The following is a 22,297-nucleotide window of genomic DNA, read 5'->3' on the forward strand; positions in this document are numbered from 1 at the left end:
AGGTTGGCGCCCGCCCAGTGCGACAACAGCAGCGGGGCCTTGGGGTCGTGCAGCATGTCTTCGCGCGCGAGACTCAAGCTGAGTTGAGAGAGTCTATAATCGGTTTTTGCTCGCATCGTTCCACGCGCAGCGAACTGGAGCGCTTCGCGCCTTCTACGTCCTTGTGATCGCAACGGCTGTTCGCTTCAGCACCTTTGATGCACGCCTTGTTCGACACGGGCCTGCTAAGCGTACCGACGACACCTGATCGTTGCCATCGCTGCGGCGTTGATGGTGAGAAGTTGAGAGGGCATCGGTGCGGCCCACGGATGGATTGAGGAGTTGTGCTCTTGATGACGAACTCGGACGCCGACAAAAGCGAACAATACGGATCGCAGCTCGATCGGCTTCTTGCGATGGGCAAGGCGCGGGTAGCCGCGCCGACCGCGGTCGTTCACCCGTGCGATGCCGTCTCCCTGAGCGGCGCCATGGAAGCGGCTCGGATGGGCTTGATCATGCCCGTCCTTGTCGGCCCCCGACACAAGGTGTTGGCGGCGGCCGAAGCCGCAGGCGTCGAGCTCGGCGAGACCGAGATCGTCGACGTCCAGCACAGCCATGCCGCTGCCGCGGAGGCCTGCCGGTTGGCCCGCGAAGGCGCCGTTTCGGCGATCATGAAGGGCAGCCTGCACACCGACGAACTACTGGAGGCGGTGATCGACGGAACAACGGGCCTGCGGACCGACCGGCGCATGAGCCACATCTTCATCCTGGATGTGCCTAACTACCCACGGCCGCTGTTCCTCAGCGATGCGGCCATCAACATCGCCCCGGATCTCGCCATCAAGAAGGACATCGTCCAGAACGCCATCGACTGTGCGCTGGCGCTGGGAGTTCAAGAGCCGCGCGTCGCCGTTCTCGCGGCGGTCGAAACCGTCCACCCGAGCATGCAAGCGACCATCGATGCGGCGGCGCTTTCCAAGATGGCCGAGCGTGGGCAGATCATCGGCGGTCTCATCGACGGCCCGCTGGCTTTCGACAACGCCATCTCCGTCGAAGCGGCGGACACCAAGCACATCGTCTCCAGGGTGGCCGGACGCGCCGACGTGTTGATCGCCCCGAACATCGAGGCGGGAAATATGATGGCGAAGCAACTCGCCTATCTCGCCAACGCTCAATCAGCGGGGCTGGTGATGGGCGCGCGCGTACCGATCATCCTCACCAGTCGCGCCGATGGCCGCCTGTCACGACTGGCTTCCTGCGCCGCCGCTATGCTGGTTGCGCAACATCAGCGGTCAAAGCCCCCCCGGTGAATCAGACCGTTCTCGTCCTCAACGCGGGCTCATCGAGCCTGAAGTTCGCGATCTACGCTCGAGGCGAGCCGCTACGGCTGCTCGCGAAGGGCGCGGCCTCGCGCCTCGGCGAGCCGGACGCGCGCCTCCGCGTCAAGCGCGGCGACGAGGTCATGGCCGACTGCCCGCTCGCCGGCCCCATCTCTGTCACGGTGGCCGCAGAGGCGGTGTTCGCGTGGCTAGACCATGCGGGACTGCTCGCGGGTGTTGAAGCCGTAGGCCACCGGATCGTTCACGGTGGCGGCGGCTACGTCGATCCTGTTATCCTGGATGAGGGGGTTTTGCAGGCCCTACGGCGGCTGACGCCGCTCGCCCCACTCCATCAGCCCTACAACCTCGACATCGTGGAGTTTGCGGGTGAGCGCGTCCCTCAGGCGCCTCAGGTGGGATGCTTCGACACGGCCTTCCACGCAACCCGACCCTGGCTGGAACGGCTCTATGCCCTCCCCCGCGAACTCATCAGCCAGGGGCTCGTCGCCTACGGCTTTCACGGGCTCTCCTACGATTACGTGGCTGGCGTGCTTAAGGCACGCGATCCGCACCATGCAGGCGGGCGCGCGATCGTCGCGCACCTTGGGAGCGGAGCGAGCCTTTGCGCTATGTCAGCGGGCCGCAGCGTCGCGACCACGATGGGATTCTCCGCCCTCGATGGCCTGGTGATGAGCTCACGATGCGGTTCCCTCGACCCGGGGATCATACTCTACCTGCTGCAGGATCGCGGGATGTCGGCCGACGATGTCAGCGCCATGCTCTACCAGCGCTCTGGGCTTCTGGGCGTTTCCGGGATCTCGGGAGACATGGCCACCCTGCTGACTCTGGCCGATCCGCATGCCGTCGAGGCGGTCGAGCTTTTCGTCTACCGCGTCGCTCGAGAGATCGGTTCACTGGTGGCGGCGCTCGGTGGCCTCGACACCCTCGTGTTCACGGCAGGGATCGGGGAAAACGCCCCTGAAATCCGCGCGAAGATATGTGCGGCGGCGGCTTGGCTGGGGCTGAGCCTGGACCCTCCTCGCAATCGTGCCGGCGATGAAGTTGTCAGCAGCGAGGGCTCTGCTGTCGAGGTGTTGGTTATTCCAACGGATGAGGAACTCGCGGTCGCCAAAGCGGCGGCGCATCTTGCACGCGCCTGATTGGCTTTGCACGCTTCCCCGTCATCACCATGATCGAGCGATTTTCCGGTTTATCCGGACGGCATGGGCATCGGCTACGCCATGAACAAATCCGTCATGGGCCGGGTCCGCAAACCTATTTGGATGACCCAGTCGCAGACCCTTTTGAACGCTCGTTAGCGGCGCCAAGAAGCAGCCGCGCCGAGACAGACTGGCGAAAGCCTCGTTCTGAGCTAAGATATGACCACCTCCCCACCTGGAGATGTCGATGAAGCGCCTGCACCTGCTCTGCTGTACGTTGCTCTTGGCAGCCTGTCAGAAGCTACCACCAGCCGAGATCGCACAGGCAAGCGCGCCCTCGACGGGCCAAATCTTTGCACAGGCTTCTTGCGGGAGCTGCCATGCCATCGGACGTGCCGGCATGTCGTCAAACTCAATGGCGCCCCCGTTCCCGGAGCTGGTCAACAAGGAGGGTTTGACGCGGGAGACCCTTACCTTCTGGCTACGCGGCGCGCACAATTATCCGATAGAAATGGATTTTTCGCTCAAGGAAGAAGAGGTGGATGATCTTGTCACCTACATGCTAACGTTGCGGGATCCGGATTACATGCCGCCGCCAAGTTGACAGGGAAGTGTCAATCACCGCAATCAATCCGCGCAACCAAGAGTCTGATGCATGGCCTAGTCGCGCGTGATACCGGTGCCGAGCTGCTCGCCATCGGGGCTTTCGCGCACTCTCGGATCCGGGACATACTGCTCGGAGGCGTGACACGTGATCTCATCGACGATGTCACGCTCCTGGCCTGATGTCGCGCTAGACGTCAGTGGACTGGCACCCTGCCATCAGAAGCCATCAGGTATTTTGCGCAAGCGCTTCCGCAATCCGATCCTTAAGCGCCAGCCGGCGCTTGCGCAGCTCCGTTTCATGCTCCTGCGTAGTCGGCTGAACGTTGGTTTCAGCCAGATGGATCGCGTCGTTCACCTCATCATACTCGGATAGTGCTTGCGCAAATCTGGCGTCCGAGATCTTCAGGGCATGGATCTTGTCCATTTCATCCGGAAACTCATCGCCAAGCGTGTGAGGTGTATTCGACATGGTGTACTCCTTGGTGTTCCGGACACGCGTTAGCCGCAACCAAGGTGATTTTCACAGTCAAAAGACGGTCGTCATCGGACCTGCGATCGTAGAGCTGACGGTGCGGCCTGCAGGTTCAGGCCTTGACCTTGACATGGTGTCAGACCCTACATGCTCTTGGCCGAAGGAGTCTTACGCTATGAACGACCCTCATTCCCATGCTCGTGCCGGAAGCTGCGGCTGCTCAAAGGCTGCGGCTAAACCGGCTGTTGCTCCTGCTGCGGTGCCCTCATCCTGTTGCACGGGCGACTCGGCCGCTGCGGCTCTCGTCGAGCATGAACATCATCACGCTAAGGCGGGCGGCTGCTGCTCGGGCCAAAAGCTAGGCGATGTCGCGGCGACGGTGATCGACCCGGTGTGCGGGATGACGGTCGATCCGGCAAAGACGGCCCACCATGCCGAGCACGCCGACCATGCCTATCACTTTTGCAGCGCGGGTTGTCGGGCCAAGTTCGTCGCCGATCCTGACGCTTATCTGAGCGCCAAGCCACGTCCTGAGCCGATGGGTACGCCAGGGGCGATGTGGACATGCCCGATGCACCCGGAAATCCGCCAGGAAGGGCCGGGAACCTGCCCGATCTGCGGCATGGCGCTCGAACCGGAAGAACCGTCAATCGACGACGCGCCCAATCCCGAGCTTGTCGATTTCACGCGACGGCTATGGATCGCGGGCGTGCTCGCGATACCGCTGCTGATCGTCTCGATGGTCGCCGAAATGCTCGGGCTGCATGTCGTTAGCCCGGACGCCTCGCCCTGGGTCCAACTCGCGCTCACCGCTCCAATCGTGCTGTGGGCGGGTGCGCCGTTCTTCGTACGAGGATGGCAGTCGCTCCGCACCCGCCACCTCAACATGTTCACCCTGATCGCGATCGGGGTGGGCGCTGCGTTCCTCTACAGCCTGATAGCGACGCTTGCGCCGGGCGTGTTCCCTGCCACGTTCCGCACGCATGGCGGAATGGTGCCGGTCTATTATGAGGCTGCCGGCGTCGTGGTGACGCTGGTGCTGCTCGGGCAAGTGCTCGAACTGCGCGCCAGGGCGGCGACGGGACGCGCGATCCGCGCGCTCATGGACTTGGCCCCTAAGATGGCGCGCCGGTTGCGGTCGGACGGCTCTGAGGAAGAAATCGGCCTTGCCGACGTGGCCGCCGGCGATCGGCTGCGGGTCCGCCCTGGCGAAGCCATTCCGGTCGATGGGATCGTGGTCGAGGGCCGGTCCTCGGTCGATGAGTCCATGCTCACCGGGGAGCCCGCGCCGGTGCTCAAGGAAGTCGAGGCGGCTGTCACCGGGGGCACCGTCAACACTACGGGAAGCCTGGTCATGGAAGCGCGTGCGGTCGGCTCCGATACGATGCTCGCGCGCATCGTCCGGATGGTCGCAGAAGCGCAGCGCAGTCGTGCGCCGATTCAGGCGGTCGCCGATCGGGTGTCGGGCTGGTTCGTGCCGCTGGTCGTGCTGATCTCGATCGCGACGTTCGTGGTGTGGTCGCTGGTCGGCCCTGAGCCGCGCATGGGCCATGCGCTTCTCAATGCCATCGCTGTCCTCGTCATTGCCTGCCCCTGTGCCTTGGGGCTCGCTACGCCCATGTCGATCATGGTCGGCACAGGGCGCGGCGCTCGCGCCGGCGTGCTGGTCAAGAACGCGGAAGCGCTACAAGGGCTCGAGAAGGTCGATACGCTGGTGATCGACAAGACGGGCACGTTGACGGAAGGCAAGCCCAAGCTGGTCGCAATCGAGGCGACGGGCACGATCGGCGAAGGCGAACTGCTTGCGCTTGCAGCTGCGGTCGAGGCGCAATCCGAGCATCCGCTCGCCCATGCGATCGTCACTGCAGCCAAGGAACGCGAATTGCTGCTCGGCGCGGTCGCGGACTTCGCCTCGCAAACCGGGCTGGGGGTCAGCGCCCAGGTGGGCGGCCGCGAGGTCGCGATCGGCAACGCCGCGCAAATGCGCCGGGTGGGGGCCGATCCCGTCCCGCTCGACGAAGCCGCCGATCGTTATCGGCGCGACGGCGCAGGCGTCATGTTGGTCGCGGTTGACGGAGAGCTCGCCGGCATGGTCGCAGTCGCCGATCCGGTACGCGGCAATGCCAGGGAGGCTATTGCCGCGCTCCGTAAGGAGGGGCTGCGGGTCGTCATGCTGACCGGCGACAATCGCACCACGGCCGATGCCGTCGCGCGCGCCGTGGGTGGCCTCGATGAGGTCCGCGCCGATCTGCGGCCGGAAGATAAAGCTCGGATCGTAGGCGAGCTGAAAGCGAGCGGCGCACGGGTGGCCATGGCTGGCGACGGCATCAACGATGCGCCGGCGTTAGCGGCTGCGGATGTGGGGCTGGCAATGGGCACGGGAACGGACGTGGCGATCGAAAGCGCTGGCATGACGCTCACGCGCGGAGATCTCTCCGCCATCGTGCGCGCCCGCAAGCTCGCGCACGCGACAATGCGGAATATCCGGCAAAACCTGTTCTTCTCATTCCTGTTCAACGGAATTGGCGTGCCGATCGCGGCCGGCGTGCTCTACCCGATCGCCGGCTTGCTGCTGTCGCCAATGATCGCCGGCGCGGCGATGGCGCTCTCGTCGTTTGCCGTCGTCCTCAACGCGCTGCGGCTCAATGCGGTGAAGCTGTGAACATCGGGGCGGCGTCGGGCGCCAGCGGCGTCTCCCAACGCATGATCCGCCACTATGAAAAGATCGGGCTCGTTCCCGCGCCGCCACGGCGCGGGAACTATCGGGACTATTCCGACGCCGACGTTCACCGGCTGCGGTTCATCGCCAATGCGCGCGACTTGGGGTTTCCGATCGAGGAAATCCGCACGCTGCTTGGGCTGTGGTCGGATCGCGGTCGGTCAAGCGCTGAAGTGAAGGCATTGGCGGAAGCGCGCGCTGACGAGCTGGGCCGCAAGGCGCGCGCGCTGGAGGCCATGCGCCGCTCACTTACCGGGCTCTCCCAAGCCTGCCACGGCGATGACCGGCCAGATTGCCCGATCATCGAACGGTTGGCAGAATAGGCGCGGCAACCGCGCTCGCTCCAATGTGCGATGCTGCCGCATTGCCTGCGCAGCTCCGCTATCGGCCTTTGGACCGGGCCATCACGCCCGCCAGTAGTTGTTGGCCACCACGATCGTCTGGAAGTGCGTGGCGGCCACTTGGGAAGCGGCGATGAGCTGGGCGGTGCGTGGTCATAGGCGGCGCGCAGCCGGTCCCGAACCCTTCGCGCGTCTGGGGATTTCGCCGCCATGCTGGTCGAGAATACAAGGCGCCATGTCCTTCAGCAGCTTCGTCTTGCGGCGAACGGCCGGAAGGGTCGTTAGCTGTCCTGCTGTTGGTGTGCCACGAGGCACACCTCGGCTTGCTTGTAGGGGAAGAGGCGACCCAATTTATCGAGACCGGGACTTTTGCAAGACCTGATCCTGCGCCATCTCGCGCACCCGCTGTTCCTGCCTAGCCTTGACCTCAATGCCAGCAACGGCCTCGCCGCGGCCGATCCGCGCCGCGACCTCTTCCTTGCGCTCTGCCACGAATTCGCGTCGCTTCTCGTGATCGTTGGAGAAGCGTTCGGCCGCGACCGCCATCGCAAGCGCGACATGGCTTTGCGCCTTGCGCAGCTCGGGGTCTTTCGCGTTCTGGACGTCTGACTGCCGGCGAAAACGCTCGGCCAGATCAGTGCACGGCTCAGCCTGCTCCTTGGTGTCGCGCGCCTGGTTGGCAGTCCGCGTCGATTGAGCTTGGTTGTCGGGAACGCCCGCCTGTCGCGCCTGCTCGCGCTCGGCTGCGGCTTTCGTCTTATCGTCGGGCTTGTAGCCGTCGACCTTGATGCCCTGCGCGGAGGCGGCAAGGTAAGCGGCGCGTTGGAACTCGGCATCGCCGCTGACCTTGATCGACGTCCACCCGTTTTCCTTCGCGAGCCGGATCAGATCGGGGAGGGAGTCGCGGTCCCTTGCCTTGATGCGATCCGGCGTGATGGTCGCAACCGGCTGTTTGTCGTGCGCGCTGCGATAGAGCTTGTTGCCGACCCGGAGGAATCGGGAGTGCAGCTCGGCAGGTACTTCCATCGGCCGCTTGCGTCGGCTCTCGCCTTCCTTGCCAGCGCCAGCAACCTCGACATACTCAGCCATGTCATCGCTCCTGTTCGATTACACCAACGACCTCATTTCCACGTTGCTCGGCCGACACGTCGATGAGCATGTCGGGATGATCCTGGGTGACGACGCAATCCATCGCGAACGTGAACGGGTCTGGATCGGTGAGCTGATCGAATGTCGGCATCGCGCAGTCGGGCAGGTCCTCGTCGTCGCGCAGCGTGCGGGGGATTGGGGGGACTTCCGGGGCCGGTTCGACGCGCGCCCGAAAGAGCCCGTCCGAATAGTAGCGTATCTTGTCGCCGTGGATCGGCGGGATGCCTCCCCGGAGGAGGAGCAATTCGCTGTCGGGAAACTGCATCAGCTCTTGGGGCAGCAGGAGGGCGCGGCGCTGGTCCGACATGGACTTGGAGCGGTTCGCCAGGACGCCGTGGATCGTCAAAGACTTGGTGACGGATTCCTGACCGACGTAGCCGATCCGTTCGGACAGCTCGTTCGCGACGCGCAATTCTTTCGGCGTGAACGCAACCTCGACACCGCAGTTAGCGACGATCTCATTGGCGACATGCTCGCCATAGACAGCCCGCAGTTGCGATCGGGACTGGATGACGGGGAGAAGGCGGATGCCGTAGCCGGCGACGTAGGAAAACGCGCTGGCGATCACTTGCGCCCGCCCGATCCGCGCGAACTCATCGAGGATGACGAGAATCTTCAGCGGGGTGGCCGTGTCGGGCAGATCGCGCACATTCAGGTCGACGAGCTGCTGGAACAGAAGGTTATAGAGTGGCGCGACCCGATCCAGCTCGTCGGGCGACACGCCGAGGTAGATCGACATGGGCCTGCTGCGCAGCTCGCGCAGATCGAAGTCCGACTCCTCCGTCGCCGCGTCGACGCGCGGGTTGAGCCACAGGCTCAGCTTCGACGTGACGGTCTGGACGATCCCGGCGAACGTGTTGTCTGCCCCGGACGTGAAGTCGGCGAGCGCGTTCCGGCACCCTTGCGACAGATCGAGCGAGCGATCGTCGAGGACGCGCTTGAAGAACCCGCGCGTATCACCCGTCGTCATCAGCCGATAGATTGAGCCGATGGTAAAGGGATGGTCGGCCACGGCGAGGTAAGCGCCGACGCCGACAAAGGCGGTCCGCGCCGAATCCGTCCAGAACGGCTCGCCGCGCTCGGGAGGCACGAACAGCATCGTTGCGATTTTCTGCAGCTCGATCACCACCTGATCGGGATCGGTGCGGTCGATGTAGCCGAGCGGGTTGTAGCGGGCGGTCCGGCCTTCCGGATGGGTCGGGTTGAACAGGTAAACCGCCTGCCCGTATTTCATGCGGAAACCCGCCGTCGCGTCCCAATTCTCGCGCTTCACATCGAGGACGACGACCGACTCCTGCCAGGACAGGAGGTTCGGGATGACGATGCCGACGCCCTTGCCCGAGCGGGTAGGGGCCTCGACAATGCAATGTTCGCTGCCGCCAAAGGTCAGGAACTTGCCGCCCTTCTTACCGAGGACAATGCCGTCATTGGCACGGAAGCCAGCGCGACGGATTTCGCTTTCCTTCGCGAAGCGGGCGGCGCCGTGCAGGGGCGGCTTTTGCTTGGCGACCCACCACAGCATGAACCCGGCGATGATGGTGCCCACGAGGGCACCCGCGGCGAAAGCTTTCAGCACCACCGGATCATGCCGGTAATACCAGAAGAAAGCCGGCATCTTGAGTATGTTGAACTTTGCGCTGGGGAGTCCGAGGTAGATCCACGCAACGACCGACGTGATGAGAAAAGCGACGAAGATCCCGACTGGGATGCCGAGAGCTAGGACTGCGCCCCTCCTAGGCGGCATGACGGCCTGACGGATCATAGTAGATCTCGGTCATCCGGAATTTGCCGTCGACCTTCTTCATCTGAACCACGACGTCGACGAGGATCTTGAGCAGCGAGCGTATGTCCTCGCGCGCCAAGTCTGCGCCGCCCTCGCTTTCCTTCACCAGCAGCGTCAGTTGCTCGAACGCTAACTCGGCCGAGTCCGCGTGTATCGTCGTGATCGAGCCGGGGTGGCCGCTGTTGACGTTACGGAGGTAGAAGAACGCGGTCCCGTCGCGCAGCTCCTGGAGCAGGATGCGATCGGGCCTCATGCGCAGCGCGCTTTCCAGCAGCTCCTTCGCCGTCACCTTGGCGGTGCCAGTGCCGTCCTTGCTGTAGATCATGTGGACGACATTCTTGTGAGGCACGACCAGCTCGCGCGTGTCCTCGATCGTCAGCAGCCGCTCATTTTCGGGTATCAGCTTGATAAGCCCCTTGGAGAACGTCGTCTTGCCCGATCCCGTGGCACCAGAAATCAGAATGTTGAGCCGGCTGCGCACCGCGAGCTCGAAAAACTCCACGTGCTGACCCGCGTGGAGCAGGCCGAGCAACCGTTCCTCGACGGGGCTGACCCGCTTGGTGGCAACCTTCGTTTCCGTGAACAGGCCGCTTGCCTCGAAATCGGCCATCGTCAGTGTCTTCGTCGACGGCTTGCGAACCGTGATCGACACGGTGCCGTCGGGCACCACGGGCGGAAGCACGAGTTGGACGCGCTCGCCGGTCGGGAAGATCGTCGAGCAGATCGGATTCTCGCGCGTCACGTCCTGCGACGTGAACGCGGCTGCTGCCCGGGCCAGTTGGTTGAGCGCATCGAGGGTCAGATCGTCCTCGCGCTCCCAGGTCCAACCACCATGCCGCTCGACGCCGACGATCGCCGGTTCGTTGATCACGACTTCGGTCACGCGATCGTCATCGAGATACTGGCGCAGCGGGCGGACGGCGTGATCGAGGATGGCCGTGTTGCGGAACGGGGCGTTCATTTGAGGCCCAGCCCGTAGACTTGCGAGAAGTCGAAATCCTTGGCGACGGTAATCGCCATCTCGGTCCCTTGGTTGACGCGGACGATTGGGCGGATTTGCTGTGTGTCATTGAGGATCTGCGACGTCGTATCGCCGGGGGTGCGGAACACCGTCGAGCCTTGCGGGCTGACGGCCTGGCCGGCAATCTGACCGCCTGCATCGAGAACGCTGAACAGCATTGCGGCGCCGAACCGCTGCCAGAAGAACCGATCGATCTTGCCGGTGACGCCGGCCCGCCCGAGCGGGTCCGACGCCGGCGAGCCAATGTCGATCGCGACCCCGCGAGGCGTGACCGCCCGCGTCCACATCGCGAAGAGGCGATTTTGCCCGCGCTGCAACCCACCCTGGTACTCGCCGAAAACGCGCGTGCCTTTCTCGAGCAGCACGACGCGGCCGTTGTCGGAATAGACATCCCGAGGAATGATGCAGGTCGAGTAGCCCGGCACGCTGCTATCCATCGCCGTCTGAAGCGTGCACGGAATGATGGCACCCGCGGTGACGAGGTAATTGCGGTCGCCGATCATGCGCGCCGTGGCGGTCCCGATCACCGAGGTCTGCTTGAGGTTGTCGAGACTGGTCCTCAAGGGGGCATTTTCGCCGTCACCTTGCGGGTTGCCGGCGCCGGCGACGTCCCCGAGCACGCGCCTGGCGGCCTGGTCGCCATTGTAGGCAATCAGCGTCGATCGCCGCGCATTGTCGCGCAACTCACGGGCTTCGTTGGCGCGCCGCTCCGCCTCGCTCACGCCACGGCTCTGCTGCTGTCCTCCCGCTGATCCGTAGGGAGTGATGGGCTGACCGTCGGGGCCGATGGCCGGTACTTGCTCGCCCGTGAGCTGGACCGGGGCGTTCGGATCGCGGGGCGCGGTCGCCAGCGTCGGCGCAATGACAGAGTTCGGATCGTAGGGCGCCTCCGCAGCTGGAGGTGGGGCCTTCCTCGCTTCGAGCGCCTTGTTGTCGCCGCCAGACCCGGAAACGAGCGACAGAACGCCGAACACGACCGCGCCGGCCAGCGCCGCACCAACGACCATCTTCTTGTTGTCCCACTGGACGGCGTTCAAGGACGGGATGCGGTTCGGGCGATCGGCCGCAGGGGGAGCGCGGTCGATTTCGCCAACGTCGGGCGTCGCATCGACGTCAAATCGCTTATCGGACACGTCAGTTCTCCGTCGTGCGCTCGACAGCTTCCGATGCCGTGTCCGTCTTGGGATCGCGGCCGTAGAAGCTCGGGCTTTCGTTGTAGATGCACAGCACCACCTTCCCCCGGCGCAGGCGCATCTCCTTGTAGACGCCGTGAACGACGACGAACTCGTCGCGGACGTCGAACGAGGCCGTGGCCTCGCTGCCATCTGGGTTGACGGTGAAGATTGCGGGTATCCCGCGCTGGTTCGGGAAGCGCATCACGGTGAACTGCCCATTGTCGCTGACTTCGGACGGTTGCAGCTCGGACGAGCCCTGGACCTTGTAGTTGAGGTTCCGTGTGCCCTCGAGAACGCCGATATCCAGCGCGGCTTTGATCGCGCCGTTCTGCGCGGCGAGTGCCGCGGCGAGCTGCGCGCGCTGTTGCGCCAAATGGGCCTGTGCCGCCTCGTATTCGGGATAGCGGAGCCGGACCTTGAAGAAGGTGCTCCGGGAGCGCGCGCCAGCGACGGCCGACAGCTCAAAGGTGTAGTTGCGCTTGGTCCCCTGGAAATCCGTCACGACGATCAGGTTGGTGGCGCCAGCGCGCTCGCGCGGCTTCACGAACAGCGAGTTGTCAGCGGGAGCGACCTCCCAGGATACCGTGTCGCCCATCGCCACGAACTTGATGACCTCGCCCGGGGCGAACTCGATCTGCGTCGCGGTACGGAACGCGCTCCGGATCTGGATCACGTTACCGTCGGTATAGGGGACCTCGCGGATACGGGCGTCGGGGCCGCGCTGCGCCGGGGTCTGCGCCAGCGCCGGCGCTGCCGACACGGCGCCGATCGCTGCGGCCAGGAGCAGGGTCGTCTTCATCGTGTCGGAACCTCCACGTCGGCCCGGTATGTCTTCACCTGAAACCCGAGCGGATTAGCGTAGCGACCGGCTTCCGTTTCCGGCTTCGACAGCACATCGAATGTGATGGTCGCGATAGCGGGCGTCTCGATCACCTGTTGATCGCGCTGGAGCCTCTTGATGAAGCGGACCTGCGCCACGTTCGGCGAGATGAACGCGACCGAGCGGATCGCCACGAACACGGCGTCATTGGCGGTGAACTGATTTTGCGGGGAGTCCGGATTGTCCTTCTTGTAGAAGGCCGTCCAACGGGTCTGTTCCTCCCGTGCCGAGAGCGACAGCACCTTGCGGAAGAACTCCTCCCGCGCTTGGGGAATCCACCCTTCGCGAGCGCGCACATAGTCGGCGAGGAAATACTTACGGATCGCCTCGTCGTAGGTGATCGTCTTGTCGCCACGCAGCTCCTGGGTGACTTCCGTTGCGCCTGTCGATCGATCGACCGTGACGACATAGGGCACCACCGTCTTGAGCGGCGAGAGCGCCAGCACGGCAGCCGCGCAGATCGCGGCGAACACGATCGCGACGATGGCGACGATCCACGCGATGCGGCGCGAGCGGACCGCGGCCACGAACCGGTCCCGATCCCAGCTTTCCGCTTCCACGAAATACGCCTTCAGATCCTCGTCTTTGTCCTTCACGCCGATCGCCATCTCAGCAGCTCGCATATGAGGTTGAGAGCGCGGCAGTCGGGCCGGCGCTCGGAGTGAGCGCGCTGATCGCCGGCACCTTGCCGGCCTGCGACGTGTCCGATTGCTCTGGGCGTGTTGCCGCACTTGGGGGCGGGAAAAGGTTCGTCGTCGGCGCTGGGGCTGTTTGAGGTGTGCCACGTGGCACACCTGCAGCGGACGGGGTTGCAGCGGCCGACGTGGCGTTGCGCGACGGGATTGATGGAAGAACCGTCCCGTAGAGGTTTGCAGGACGCTTCTGCCGTCCGTTGCAGCGGGGCAGCTTATCGTCCTTCGCGGCGACCGCTGGAACCGGAGGAGTAAGAGCCGCGAGAGCAAGAAAGGCTAAGGCCGAACCGAGCTTCATGCCGGGTCTCCGATTAGCTGTTGTTGTAAAGGGTGCCGCCGGCAACCCGCGATGCGCGTGAGGACCGGCCAAGCCTCGACGGCAAGCTGGCGATACTCCCCGGAGCCGAGGAAAGGGCGCGGCCGGCTGACGGGACGACATTGCCAGTCGAAGCGTTCGCGAACTGCGTCGCGAGCGACGCGCCGCCTCCACCAAGCCCAGCAGCAAGACCCGGAATCTGGAGGAAGAAGAAAAAGCCTAGGACGTAGAATGCGATGGCACGGATCGCGATTACGGCGATGTTTGTATCACCGGCGAAGGCTTGGCTCATGAAATCCTCGCCCGTGTTTCGGATGAAGATCGTCAGCAAAAGCGCGAACGCGACGAGCATGAGATAACTGATCGCGGAGCCCAGCCAGGCAAAGAAGAAGGCTCGCGTGGAGTCGAACAGCAGGGCGGCAACAAAGATCGGACCCACGGCCGCAAGCAGAGCCAGGGCGAAGAGGGCGAAGGCGCAGATGGTGAAGCCGAGCGCGGCCGACAGAATGGCCATTACCATCAGAACGAGGCAGTAAATCCCCGTGAAGAATATCTCGACAATGTTGTTAGGCAGGCCGACTAGATTCTTGCCAGCAGCGGCCGTTCTCGCGTCCTGAATCTCGGTGATTTTAGCGACGGTGGTGGACGCGCCTCTCACGATCTGATCGAAGAAGTCACCGAGGCCACTGACGTCTGAGCCACCAACGGCCTGAGCGACATCGCGCGGGAGACCGTTCATGGCGAACAAGCTGACCGACGCACCGTAAAGCGTCGTGACAGCAAAGACGAGCGCGGCGAGCTTCATCCCGCGGTAGACGAACTCCCGGAATGGATACTCGACTGCACCCCGCAGGATCGCGAAGCCGAGGAGGATGATGTAGATCGTCACACCCACGCGAAGAGGCCCAGAGATCCAGCTAACGACTCCCGCATAGACCGCGATGATCGCCGCCAGAGCGTCGTTGAGGTAGGTGAACATCGACTGGAATAGGTTACCCATTCACCGACCTTTCACTGCTACACGGCCGCGAGCACCGACAAGTTAAATGCCCATGCCCTTCTTGAAGTCGTCTCGATCCATCTTCGACTGAAGGAGTTGTCGAGCTGTATCCACGTTATTGCAGTTGTTTACGACAACTGAGGGCCAGCTTGCAGGAGGTCGCTGAGATGCTTTCCACGTCTCACAGATAGCCGCCATCTCCACGCGCTCTTGTTCGTGCTGCGTGTAGTAAGTGGCATCGCGCAGCGGCATATCAGATCGGAGATCATCTCCGGTCTGCTGTCGCTCCGATGGTGAGCAGGCAGCAAGCGCGACGCTCGCGAAGACCACGGTGGTAGTTCGCGCGGTGAGCAACATCAGTCGATCCCCATCCCAGCCTTGAAGCTGGCACGGTCCGCCTGCTGCATGGCCACATATCGCTGGTAATCGGCTTCAGCCTTGGCGCGGCGTTGAAGCTCGATCGCCTGAAGCGCCATCTGATCGTTCATCATCTGCGCTTGTTCGAGCTGGAGCCGCGCCGACATATCGGCACGTTCCGCGGCCGAGCTCGCGCTGGTGAGGCGGCTACGCAGCGCTTCGAGGCCCTGGCGCCGGCTCGTCACCGCATCACCGACATTGCCGGCCAAGCCCGTCGTAACGGCCGCCTCGCGCGAACCTTGTTCGTAGGCGGCACGCTGATCGGCCGTCATCGTTGGCGAGCCGCGCCCGATCAGATCCTGATAGACGTCGTTGGCCTTCCCCCGCAGACCGCCGACGACGTTGAGATCGCCGTTGGTGTAGCCGTCGAGGGAGCTGGACGACACGTTGCTAGTGCGCAGCACGTCGTTCTTGAGCTGCTGGGCGACGTTGCCGATGTCCGTCATCTTGTTGAGGTCTTGGTAGAGCTTCTGCGCCTCACGGATCTGATCGGCGCCCTGCTGGATGACCTGAACGCCCTGTCTCACCTGCTCGATCTGCTGGAGGATCGATCCGACGTCGTGGACCGGAATGCCTTGGGCGTGCGCCGAGTCGGCCAGCATGAGCGCTGATCCTGATAGCGCGAGTGCGATTGCTTTCATTCTACGCATGTCCCTCTCTCCTTCAGCTTGGCCGGCGACGTTGGTGGAAGACGGGGAGCCAGTTGGCCGGATCGGGGCCGAACTCGGCCGTTGCCTGGACCGCGATCGGCGTCGTCTCGGCACGCCCGGACAGCACGGCCAGCTCGTTGTCGAGGCCGGTCAAATCCAGCTCGACCACGACGCTGTCATGGCCCTGCTTCACGAGGAACTTGCGCGATTCTGGCGACAGTTCCTCGCGGATGAGCTGGTATTCCGCCTCAGTGAGGGAGAAGCCCTCGACATAGTCGCGGCGCGCTCCCTTGGGGTTGGGAAGCATCACCTGGGTCGCCACCTGTTCGAGGATCGAATGCGCGATGTCGCTCTTGAGCGCGTCCGCCGGCGACTGCGTGGCGAACACCATCATCGCATTGCGCTTTCGGTACGTCTTCAAGCCGTCCTGCGCGAAGCTCCGGAATGCATCGTCGCCGAGCGCCTTCCAGAACTCGTCGACGGCGATGATCGTCCGCTCGCCAGTCAACAGCTTGTCGATCCGGTGGAACAGGTAGAGCATCAGCGGCGTGCGGATATCGGCATTGTCGAGGAAGTCCGTCATGTCGAACCCGATGAACCGGGCATCGAGCGTCATTTCGTCCGTGGCGTTGTCGAACACCCACCCCATCGACCCGCGCGAGGTCCATTTTTCGAGGCGGGCGCCGATGCCGCCCGCGTCCGACATGCCGAGCATCGTGCGCAGCGCGTCCAGCGAGCGATCCTCGCGCGGGAGCCGCATCACCGCGGCGACGCCTTCATCGATCAGGCGCTCTTCTTGGACCGTGATCGGCCGGCTTTCCGCGCGGACGAGCTGGCGCACCCACAGCGACAGCCAGGCCCGATCCTCCGGCTTGTTCTCCAGCGCCTTCAACGGCGCGAAGCCGGTCGGTTTGCCGTTCTCGAGCGTCAGATAAGTACCGCCCGAGGCCAGCACGAAGATCTGCGCGCCACGATCCTTGTCGATGAAAATCTGGCGGGCGCCCGTCTTCTCGGCCTGCGCCATCAGGAAGTTGACGATCACCGTCTTGCCGCCCCCGGTGGGGCCGACGATCAGCGTGTGGCCGATGTCGCGCTTGTGGAAGCTAAAGAAATAGGGGCTGCGCGCGCTGGTCTTCATCAGCGCGACCGCGTCACCCCAATGGTTTCCGGTCGCGAGGCCGGCGGGGTAGGTATGGAAGGGCGAGAACGCCGCGAAGTTGAGCGACGTGATCGGCGCCGGCCTCGCGCGCCACGCGAAATTGCCGACGAGCTGGCTCCAATAGGCGGCTTCCAGCGCCGCCCCCTCGCGGGCCGCGACCATGCCGGTATCGGCAAGCGCCGCGCGCGCGATCGACATGTTGTCGCGCAGCCCCTTGAGGCTGTCCGAATAGACCGCGAGCGTGAAGTGATGATCGCCCAGGACGAAACGGTTGGACATGAGGTCGTCCGCCGCGTCGACGAGATCGAGCATCTGGCTGACCGCCCGATCGTCGGCGTTTTCCATCTGCTTCTGCCGCAGCCGGAACCGCTCCGACGCCGCAGCGCGGCCGAGGAAAGTGAAGGATTGCGTCAGCACAAACGCGAAATCGACGGCCAGCAGCGATTGGAACTGCGTCGGCGTCGTGGTCGCCGGATACTCCCGAATGCCGAAAATGCCGCCGAAGGCGCTGCGATCGGCGTCGCGGACCTCCACCGTCTCGCCGCCGAAGACGACGCGCTGGCGATAGAGCGCGCTGCCGAGGTGACCCCGGATGATGGGTACGCGGCGGTGCCGGCCCGTCATCACCATTTCCGCGACCTCCATCGTCTCGGAGAACTTGAGCCCGTTGTGTCCGTAGATCGACAGCCGGCGCGGCGAGCAGCGGTCCATCAGCTTCTCGAAATCGCGCGCCTTGTCCTCCAGCGCCTCCAGCAGATCGGCGTCGACCGCATCGGCCTCGGCTTCTGCGCGTGCCTTGTTTCTGAAAAGCTGGCCGAGCTTGTCGGCGCCATGGACCGAGGGGCGCAGCACCAGCGTCACGAAGAAGCGATTGATGAACAACCGCTCCCTGTTCATCCGCGCGAAGTACGCGGCATCGAGATCCCGCGCGAAGCGGGACCGGAAGTTGCCACCCGGGTATTGCTCGACCCGCGCGCGGACGAGGTGCGTCCAGATCGACAGGCGATCGTCATGCAGGTTGCGCAGCATCCCGTTGAGCTTCGCGTGCCAGTCGTTCAGGTCGCGCACGTCGGCCGTCTCGAACGCCCGCCCCTGCAGCTCGAACGTCAGCATGATCGCGCCGGAATCGAGCATCACCACCTCATCGGTGACATGCCGCGCATAGGGCAGGAACTTGGTCGGCATCACTTCCTTGAGTGCGACCTTCATCGGCACCTGTTCGGAGAGGCGATTGGCCCTAGCCATTGCGGCCGAACCCCTTCCGCTTGATGCCTTTCAAGGGGAGCGGCGTGTAGCTCGACCCGCCCCAGAAGACGCGGTTGCGGTTGGCGGCCTTGGTGCGACCCCACAGGAAGATCAGCCGGAAGGCGTTGACGTCGTGGCGCACCACGAGGCGCGAAATGCCGAACATCACCGCGGCGACGACCAGGCCATAGATGGGGTTTGTCGTGCCGATCAGGGTAATCACTGAGGCCAGCAGGATCACCACCGCCGCCTCGATCGGGATGCCTGCGAACAGCGCGGGTCGCGTCACCGCCAGGAACAGCGTGTTGCGCGCCATCACTTCCCGTTCTTCGTTCACGCTACGCACTCCAGGAAACACAGGCGGAAACGGGGCGTGGGGGACGCCCCGCTTCCATAGAGATCAGCCCGCGAGCTGATCGACGATCCACGGCGCCGAGAAGATGATCGCGATGCCGATGATGACGGTGACGAGCGCCCCGGTGTTGACCCGGCCCGTCAGCCACCCGAACCCCGCCGCGATGAGCGCCAGGATCGCGATCGTGCGCAGCAGGCCGTTGGTCAGGAGGCCGAGGACGGCAGTGCCAAAGCTCTCCAGATTGGTCTGGGCGAACGCCGGCTCGGCTGAGAGCAGCGACGTCAGTGCCACCAGGCCGAACATCGACAGCAGCCGCGATGCCTTGCGCTGAGGCGGCGTCAGTGCGTCGATATAGCCGGTGATACGGCTTCGGAGGGCGAGCGCGGGCCCGCCGAAAGATGCGAGGTTCATCGGTTTTCTCCTTCTCCGGCGAGCCGCGCTCGCTCATATTCCGCCCTCGCGAACACGTCCCACGATGGCGGCGGTGGGGGAGGCGCAGCTTGTCGCTGTCCCGCATCGGACGTGTTTTCCTCAACCAGCGCGGCGAGCTGCGCAGCCGCGCTCGACGCTTCGCCAGTGTTCGTCGCGTCTGTGAACGCGCTCACGCGAACCGCGACGGGCCGGATGCCGTCGGAGACGCCGGCATTGCCGACCACCTTGCCGACATAGCCGTTGGAGAAGCCACGCGACTGCGACCCGGTATTGTACATGGAGAGGGCGATGCGGAGCGCGCGCTGGGGATGCAGCCCCGCACGCACGCTGTGGTAATTCCCGGACAGCACCGCACCCGCCGCGGCGATGTTGGTGCAGGGATCGAACACGTTGTCCCAGGTCAGGCCGAGGGCTTTCATGTTCCGGGAGTTGATCTGCCCGAGACCGAGATCGACCGAATAGCCCTTGCCGACATAGTAGCGGGCGGTTTGGACCGCCTGCGCGACGCTGGAGGCACGCGCGGGCTGGCGAGCAAGGCCGTTGACCCCGATCGCCAGCTCGAAACCCCGGCTTTCCGTTTGCACGATTGCCGCAATGGTCGCGGGTGCCACACTAGGTGCGCATTGCGCCGCGAGACCCATGATGACCGCGGCGGGGAGCGTCATTACCGCTCCGTACTACTTGAACCGAGGGGCGCCCCTGGTCGTGTCGTGGCCTCTGCCTGTGCGACCTGCGCACTGGTCGGCACCGTGTAGCGGGTCCGGGTGCCGTCGGTCATCGTCATGACGACGTAGCCGGGCTGCCCGTTCCTGGGCTTCGTGTAGTCCGCCTTGCGGACCCCGCCCGCGCTGCAGGTCGGAAAACCTCCGCCCAGGCCGAGATGGGTGATGAGCTTACGGATCGGCGGAACGCACTCGGCGAACTGCATCCATCCACCCGGGTTGCTGGCGCAGAGCAGGACTTCGCACGCCCAGGTCGAATCGGCTGCACGAGCGGGAAGCGCCGCCATCGAGGCAGTCAGGAGGCCAGCAACTGGCACATACGAAAACAAGCGATTTGCCATGTTTTCACTCCTACGGTGAAGACAAGCTAAATCGCTCGGTCGCGATTGCCTAGCCCGAAAATGACAAAAGTTTCAGAACGGATGGACGGCTCGCCGCGTCAGAACGCCTTTTCGTCGCGCAGCCCTGGCCACGGATGGACGTGGACCACATCCTCGTAGCCATAGTCGAGGATGACGTGCCGGATAGCAGAAGATGCCTTTTTATACAGGCGGATACGCTTCTTGTCGTAGAGTCCGACGTGGTACAGGGCGGTGCCACGCCAGCTCACACGGACATTGATATGCCACTTGCCGCCGTCATGCTGGCAGACGTGGACGTCAGTGAGCGTGCCCCCTGGGGGTCGCATCGTTGTCAGTTCCCGTTCTAGCAGCAGCTCAAATTCCATGCTTTTCCCCCTGTAGTGATTCATGCTGTTTTCGCTGGTGCTTTGCGGCCTCCCCCGATAGCCTTTATGCGTCCTGCACCGGGGGTATCTTAGATGGCCCAACGCCAGACTGCCACGATCGAGGAACAGGCCGACCGCATCGTCCGCCAGCTCGGGGGTAAATGGCATGGCGTGTCTGCGATGTGTCGGTGCCCTGCCCACGCCGATGGCAGGGCCAGCCTTTCGATCCGCGTCGGCGAACGCGCCGTGCTTTTCCATTGCTTCGCCGGCTGTACGACCGACGCGATCATGGCAGCACTGCGCTCGGGCAGGATCCTCGCGCCTACCGACCATGACCCCGGTCAGCGGCAGGAGGGCAAGGCCAACTTCAACAAGCTCGCGCTTGCCGTGTGGCGCCACGCCGAGCCCTTCGCCGGCACGCTTGCCGATCGCTATCTGCGCGAGGGACGCTCGATCGTCCCCGACGGGATCAACGCCCGCTTCGATCCGCGCTGCCAGTGTGGCGCCGGTGCCACCAAGGCGTTCGCACCGGCGCTGATCGTGCCGATCGAGGAGGATACCGGCGTCGTTGCGATCCACCGGACCTTCCTCGCCCTTGATGGCCGTTGGAAGGCCGACATGGAGGAGCCCAAGCGGATGCTCGGCAATCCCGGCGCCGGGGCGGTCCGCTGGGGCGGCATCCCGCTCGACGGCATCTTGCGCCTCGCCGAGGGCGTCGAGGACGCGGCGAGCGTGATGAACCTGCTCGGCGCTGGCCACTTCGTATGGCCCGTGCTGGGGATCGAGCGGTATCAGGCCGTCGCCATTCCGGAGAGCATCCATACCGTCGTCATCTACAGCCAGCATGGCGCCGAGGCGGCGCGTGCGATCGAGCGCGCCACCTCGCACCTGTTGGCCAATGGCCGCCGACTCGTCGTCAAGCTGCCGCCCCATGCAGGCGACTGGAACGACCTTTTGCGTGAGATCCGCTCGCTATGAAGCTGTTCCCCGGAGCGACGCGGTTCCAGCGATGGACGATGGGCGCGACCTTCCTGATCGTCGCGAGCTATGCCATCTCGCAGAACCGGCAGTCCCTCGCCGACGTGTCCAAGACGCGCCTGTCGTCGCCGAGCCCGAGGATCATCGACGGCGATACGATCGACTTCTCCAATGGGCGGGTGCGGGTCGTGGGAATCGATGCGCCCGATGACGACCTGCCGAGGCTCAAGGCACTGTCGAGCGATGCCCTGCGGCAATTATCGGCACGCGACGGTGGGTTGGACTGCTCGGTTTCGATGTTCGATTATGCGCTGCGTCGCGAGAACCAGTGCCGGACCGATCCCAAGAGCTACGGGCGATTGAACCTGGCGTGTCGCTTCCCTGCGAACAAGGCGAGCGTGGGCGCAACGATGGTCGCCCAGGGCTATGCGGTGGATTACCGCATGTTCTCGGGCGGGGCTTATGTTGAGTTGATGCAGAAGGCAGCAGCCCAGCGGGCCGGCCTATGGGGTGTGGACTACGAAGGGATGCGGCAGCTCGCGATCCGCAGGGCACAGGTGCCGCAGGGATGCGCCGTCGAGACGATCCGAAAGTAGGCGGGGCCTGCCTTCGGCCCGCGCTCTACTCCGCGGCGCCGGCGCGCCGCTCCGCGGAACCCCGCCCGCGGGTTTCCGCCCATTCGGGTGACGATCGACTAGGCGGTGCACGCCTTGACGGGTGCCAGTCTATTGCAGAGACGCTCATGATCAGTCGTCAGCCGATCGTCTCGCCCGCGAGCTATCGAGCTCGATAGCCTCGCATGTTGAGTGTGCCAGGTGGCACATCTTGGCACTCGGCGTTGTCGGTGTGCGAGGGTTGCTCCAGACGTCTCTGTGACACCCTACTGTGACATCCCACGCCCGGCAGTGCGGAAGATTCGACTTGTAACTGTTTGATTTTAAACGATCCGACACGGGGCTTCAAAAAGGAGGTCGCCCAAGGTAGGGTAATTAATAAATTA

The 22,297-nt window shown here is 64.2% G+C and carries 24 protein-coding genes; 7 read left to right on the plus strand and 17 right to left on the minus strand.

What is annotated here, in order from left to right; genetic code table 11:
• Positions 1 to 332 precede the first annotated feature (332 nt).
• The 3 genes from CA236_RS15595 (at position 333) to CA236_RS15605 (ending at position 3,062) form a co-directional block, all read left to right on the plus strand.
• Complete coding sequence (locus CA236_RS15595) at positions 333 to 1,289, plus strand: bifunctional enoyl-CoA hydratase/phosphate acetyltransferase (RefSeq protein ID WP_125946288.1); 957 nt, start codon at positions 333 to 335, stop codon at positions 1,287 to 1,289.
• A complete protein-coding gene (locus CA236_RS15600) occupies positions 1,286 to 2,458 on the plus strand; it encodes an acetate/propionate family kinase (protein ID WP_125946289.1) in 1,173 nt (390 codons plus the stop codon). Before CA236_RS15595 ends, CA236_RS15600 begins: the two co-directional genes overlap by 4 nt.
• Before the next feature lie 247 nt (positions 2,459 to 2,705).
• Positions 2,706 to 3,062, plus strand: a complete 357-nt coding sequence (locus tag CA236_RS15605) for a cytochrome c (RefSeq protein WP_241212705.1) — start codon at positions 2,706 to 2,708, stop codon at positions 3,060 to 3,062.
• Positions 3,063 to 3,290: 228 nt separating this feature from the next.
• On the opposite strand, the gene CA236_RS15615 is transcribed toward CA236_RS15605, so the two are convergent.
• Positions 3,291 to 3,533 (minus strand): YdcH family protein, encoded by a 243-nt coding sequence (locus CA236_RS15615; protein ID WP_125946291.1) that lies wholly within the window; start codon positions 3,531 to 3,533, stop codon positions 3,291 to 3,293.
• A 394-nt stretch (positions 3,534 to 3,927) separates the two neighbouring features.
• Between CA236_RS15615 and CA236_RS15620 the strand changes: the two genes are divergently transcribed.
• Positions 3,928 to 6,198 carry a copper-translocating P-type ATPase gene (locus CA236_RS15620; protein WP_125946338.1) on the plus strand — a complete coding sequence of 757 codons (2,271 nt, stop codon included), beginning with the start codon at positions 3,928 to 3,930 and terminating at the stop codon, positions 6,196 to 6,198.
• Positions 6,195 to 6,578 (plus strand): Cu(I)-responsive transcriptional regulator, encoded by a 384-nt coding sequence (locus CA236_RS15625; RefSeq protein ID WP_125946292.1) that lies wholly within the window; start codon positions 6,195 to 6,197, stop codon positions 6,576 to 6,578. The genes CA236_RS15620 and CA236_RS15625 overlap by 4 nt, the downstream gene beginning before the upstream one ends.
• An 81-nt stretch (positions 6,579 to 6,659) precedes the next feature.
• On the opposite strand, the gene CA236_RS19360 is transcribed toward CA236_RS15625, so the two are convergent.
• The 16 genes from CA236_RS19360 to CA236_RS18840 form a co-directional block, all read right to left on the minus strand.
• Positions 6,660 to 6,716, minus strand: a complete 57-nt coding sequence (locus CA236_RS19360; protein ID WP_346962777.1) for a hypothetical protein — start codon at positions 6,714 to 6,716, stop codon at positions 6,660 to 6,662.
• Positions 6,717 to 6,947: 231 nt separating this feature from the next.
• Positions 6,948 to 7,685, minus strand: coding sequence for an LPD7 domain-containing protein (locus CA236_RS15635; RefSeq protein WP_125946293.1), 738 nt, complete (start codon positions 7,683 to 7,685; stop codon positions 6,948 to 6,950).
• Between the two features lies 1 nt (position 7,686).
• The gene (locus tag CA236_RS15640; RefSeq protein ID WP_241212706.1) at positions 7,687 to 9,507 is read right to left on the minus strand and encodes a type IV secretory system conjugative DNA transfer family protein; all 1,821 of its coding nucleotides are present in this window, start codon (positions 9,505 to 9,507) and stop codon (positions 7,687 to 7,689) included.
• The gene (gene virB11 / locus CA236_RS15645) at positions 9,479 to 10,489 is read right to left on the minus strand and encodes a P-type DNA transfer ATPase VirB11 (RefSeq protein ID WP_125946294.1); all 1,011 of its coding nucleotides are present in this window, start codon (positions 10,487 to 10,489) and stop codon (positions 9,479 to 9,481) included. The genes CA236_RS15640 and virB11 overlap by 29 nt, the downstream gene beginning before the upstream one ends.
• Entirely contained in the window at positions 10,486 to 11,682 is a 1,197-nt protein-coding gene (gene virB10 / locus CA236_RS15650) for a type IV secretion system protein VirB10 (protein WP_125946295.1), read from the minus strand. Before virB10 ends, virB11 begins: the two co-directional genes overlap by 4 nt.
• 1 nt (position 11,683) lies before the next feature.
• The gene (locus CA236_RS15655) at positions 11,684 to 12,523 is read right to left on the minus strand and encodes a TrbG/VirB9 family P-type conjugative transfer protein (protein WP_125946296.1); all 840 of its coding nucleotides are present in this window, start codon (positions 12,521 to 12,523) and stop codon (positions 11,684 to 11,686) included.
• Entirely contained in the window at positions 12,520 to 13,212 is a 693-nt protein-coding gene (locus CA236_RS15660) for a VirB8/TrbF family protein (RefSeq protein ID WP_125946297.1), read from the minus strand. The genes CA236_RS15655 and CA236_RS15660 overlap by 4 nt, the downstream gene beginning before the upstream one ends.
• 395 nt (positions 13,213 to 13,607) lie before the next feature.
• Positions 13,608 to 14,612 carry a type IV secretion system protein gene (locus tag CA236_RS15665; protein ID WP_125946298.1) on the minus strand — a complete coding sequence of 335 codons (1,005 nt, stop codon included), beginning with the start codon at positions 14,610 to 14,612 and terminating at the stop codon, positions 13,608 to 13,610.
• Positions 14,613 to 14,654: 42 nt separating this feature from the next.
• Positions 14,655 to 14,969 (minus strand): hypothetical protein, encoded by a 315-nt coding sequence (locus CA236_RS15670; RefSeq protein ID WP_125946299.1) that lies wholly within the window; start codon positions 14,967 to 14,969, stop codon positions 14,655 to 14,657.
• On the minus strand, positions 14,969 to 15,631 hold the full coding sequence (locus CA236_RS15675) for a type IV secretion system protein (RefSeq protein WP_241212708.1): 663 nt from the start codon (positions 15,629 to 15,631) through the stop codon (positions 14,969 to 14,971). Before CA236_RS15675 ends, CA236_RS15670 begins: the two co-directional genes overlap by 1 nt.
• A gap of 61 nt (positions 15,632 to 15,692) precedes the next feature.
• The gene (locus tag CA236_RS15680; RefSeq protein ID WP_125946301.1) at positions 15,693 to 18,083 is read right to left on the minus strand and encodes a VirB4 family type IV secretion/conjugal transfer ATPase; all 2,391 of its coding nucleotides are present in this window, start codon (positions 18,081 to 18,083) and stop codon (positions 15,693 to 15,695) included.
• Positions 18,076 to 18,399 carry a VirB3 family type IV secretion system protein gene (locus CA236_RS15685; RefSeq protein ID WP_037487042.1) on the minus strand — a complete coding sequence of 108 codons (324 nt, stop codon included), beginning with the start codon at positions 18,397 to 18,399 and terminating at the stop codon, positions 18,076 to 18,078. Before CA236_RS15685 ends, CA236_RS15680 begins: the two co-directional genes overlap by 8 nt.
• An 84-nt stretch (positions 18,400 to 18,483) precedes the next feature.
• Complete coding sequence (locus CA236_RS15690; RefSeq protein WP_241212709.1) at positions 18,484 to 18,849, minus strand: TrbC/VirB2 family protein; 366 nt, start codon at positions 18,847 to 18,849, stop codon at positions 18,484 to 18,486.
• Positions 18,846 to 19,535 (minus strand): lytic transglycosylase domain-containing protein, encoded by a 690-nt coding sequence (locus tag CA236_RS15695; RefSeq protein WP_125946302.1) that lies wholly within the window; start codon positions 19,533 to 19,535, stop codon positions 18,846 to 18,848. The genes CA236_RS15690 and CA236_RS15695 overlap by 4 nt, the downstream gene beginning before the upstream one ends.
• Positions 19,535 to 19,933 carry a hypothetical protein gene (locus tag CA236_RS15700; protein WP_206430600.1) on the minus strand — a complete coding sequence of 133 codons (399 nt, stop codon included), beginning with the start codon at positions 19,931 to 19,933 and terminating at the stop codon, positions 19,535 to 19,537. The genes CA236_RS15695 and CA236_RS15700 overlap by 1 nt, the downstream gene beginning before the upstream one ends.
• Before the next feature lie 98 nt (positions 19,934 to 20,031).
• Positions 20,032 to 20,319 carry a hypothetical protein gene (locus CA236_RS18840; RefSeq protein ID WP_164518964.1) on the minus strand — a complete coding sequence of 96 codons (288 nt, stop codon included), beginning with the start codon at positions 20,317 to 20,319 and terminating at the stop codon, positions 20,032 to 20,034.
• 93 nt (positions 20,320 to 20,412) lie between these two features.
• Between CA236_RS18840 and CA236_RS15710 the strand changes: the two genes are divergently transcribed.
• Together CA236_RS15710 and CA236_RS15715 are read left to right on the plus strand one after the other, a co-directional pair.
• Positions 20,413 to 21,297: a toprim domain-containing protein gene (locus CA236_RS15710; RefSeq protein ID WP_241212710.1), complete on the plus strand. Its 885-nt coding sequence runs from the start codon at positions 20,413 to 20,415 to the stop codon at positions 21,295 to 21,297.
• 38 nt (positions 21,298 to 21,335) lie between these two features.
• A complete protein-coding gene (locus CA236_RS15715) occupies positions 21,336 to 21,893 on the plus strand; it encodes a thermonuclease family protein (protein ID WP_125946303.1) in 558 nt (185 codons plus the stop codon).
• Positions 21,894 to 22,297 lie beyond the last annotated feature (404 nt).

The organism is Sphingomonas sp. ABOLG (assembly GCF_003950435.1).
GTDB lineage: Bacteria > Pseudomonadota > Alphaproteobacteria > Sphingomonadales > Sphingomonadaceae > Sphingomonas > Sphingomonas panaciterrae.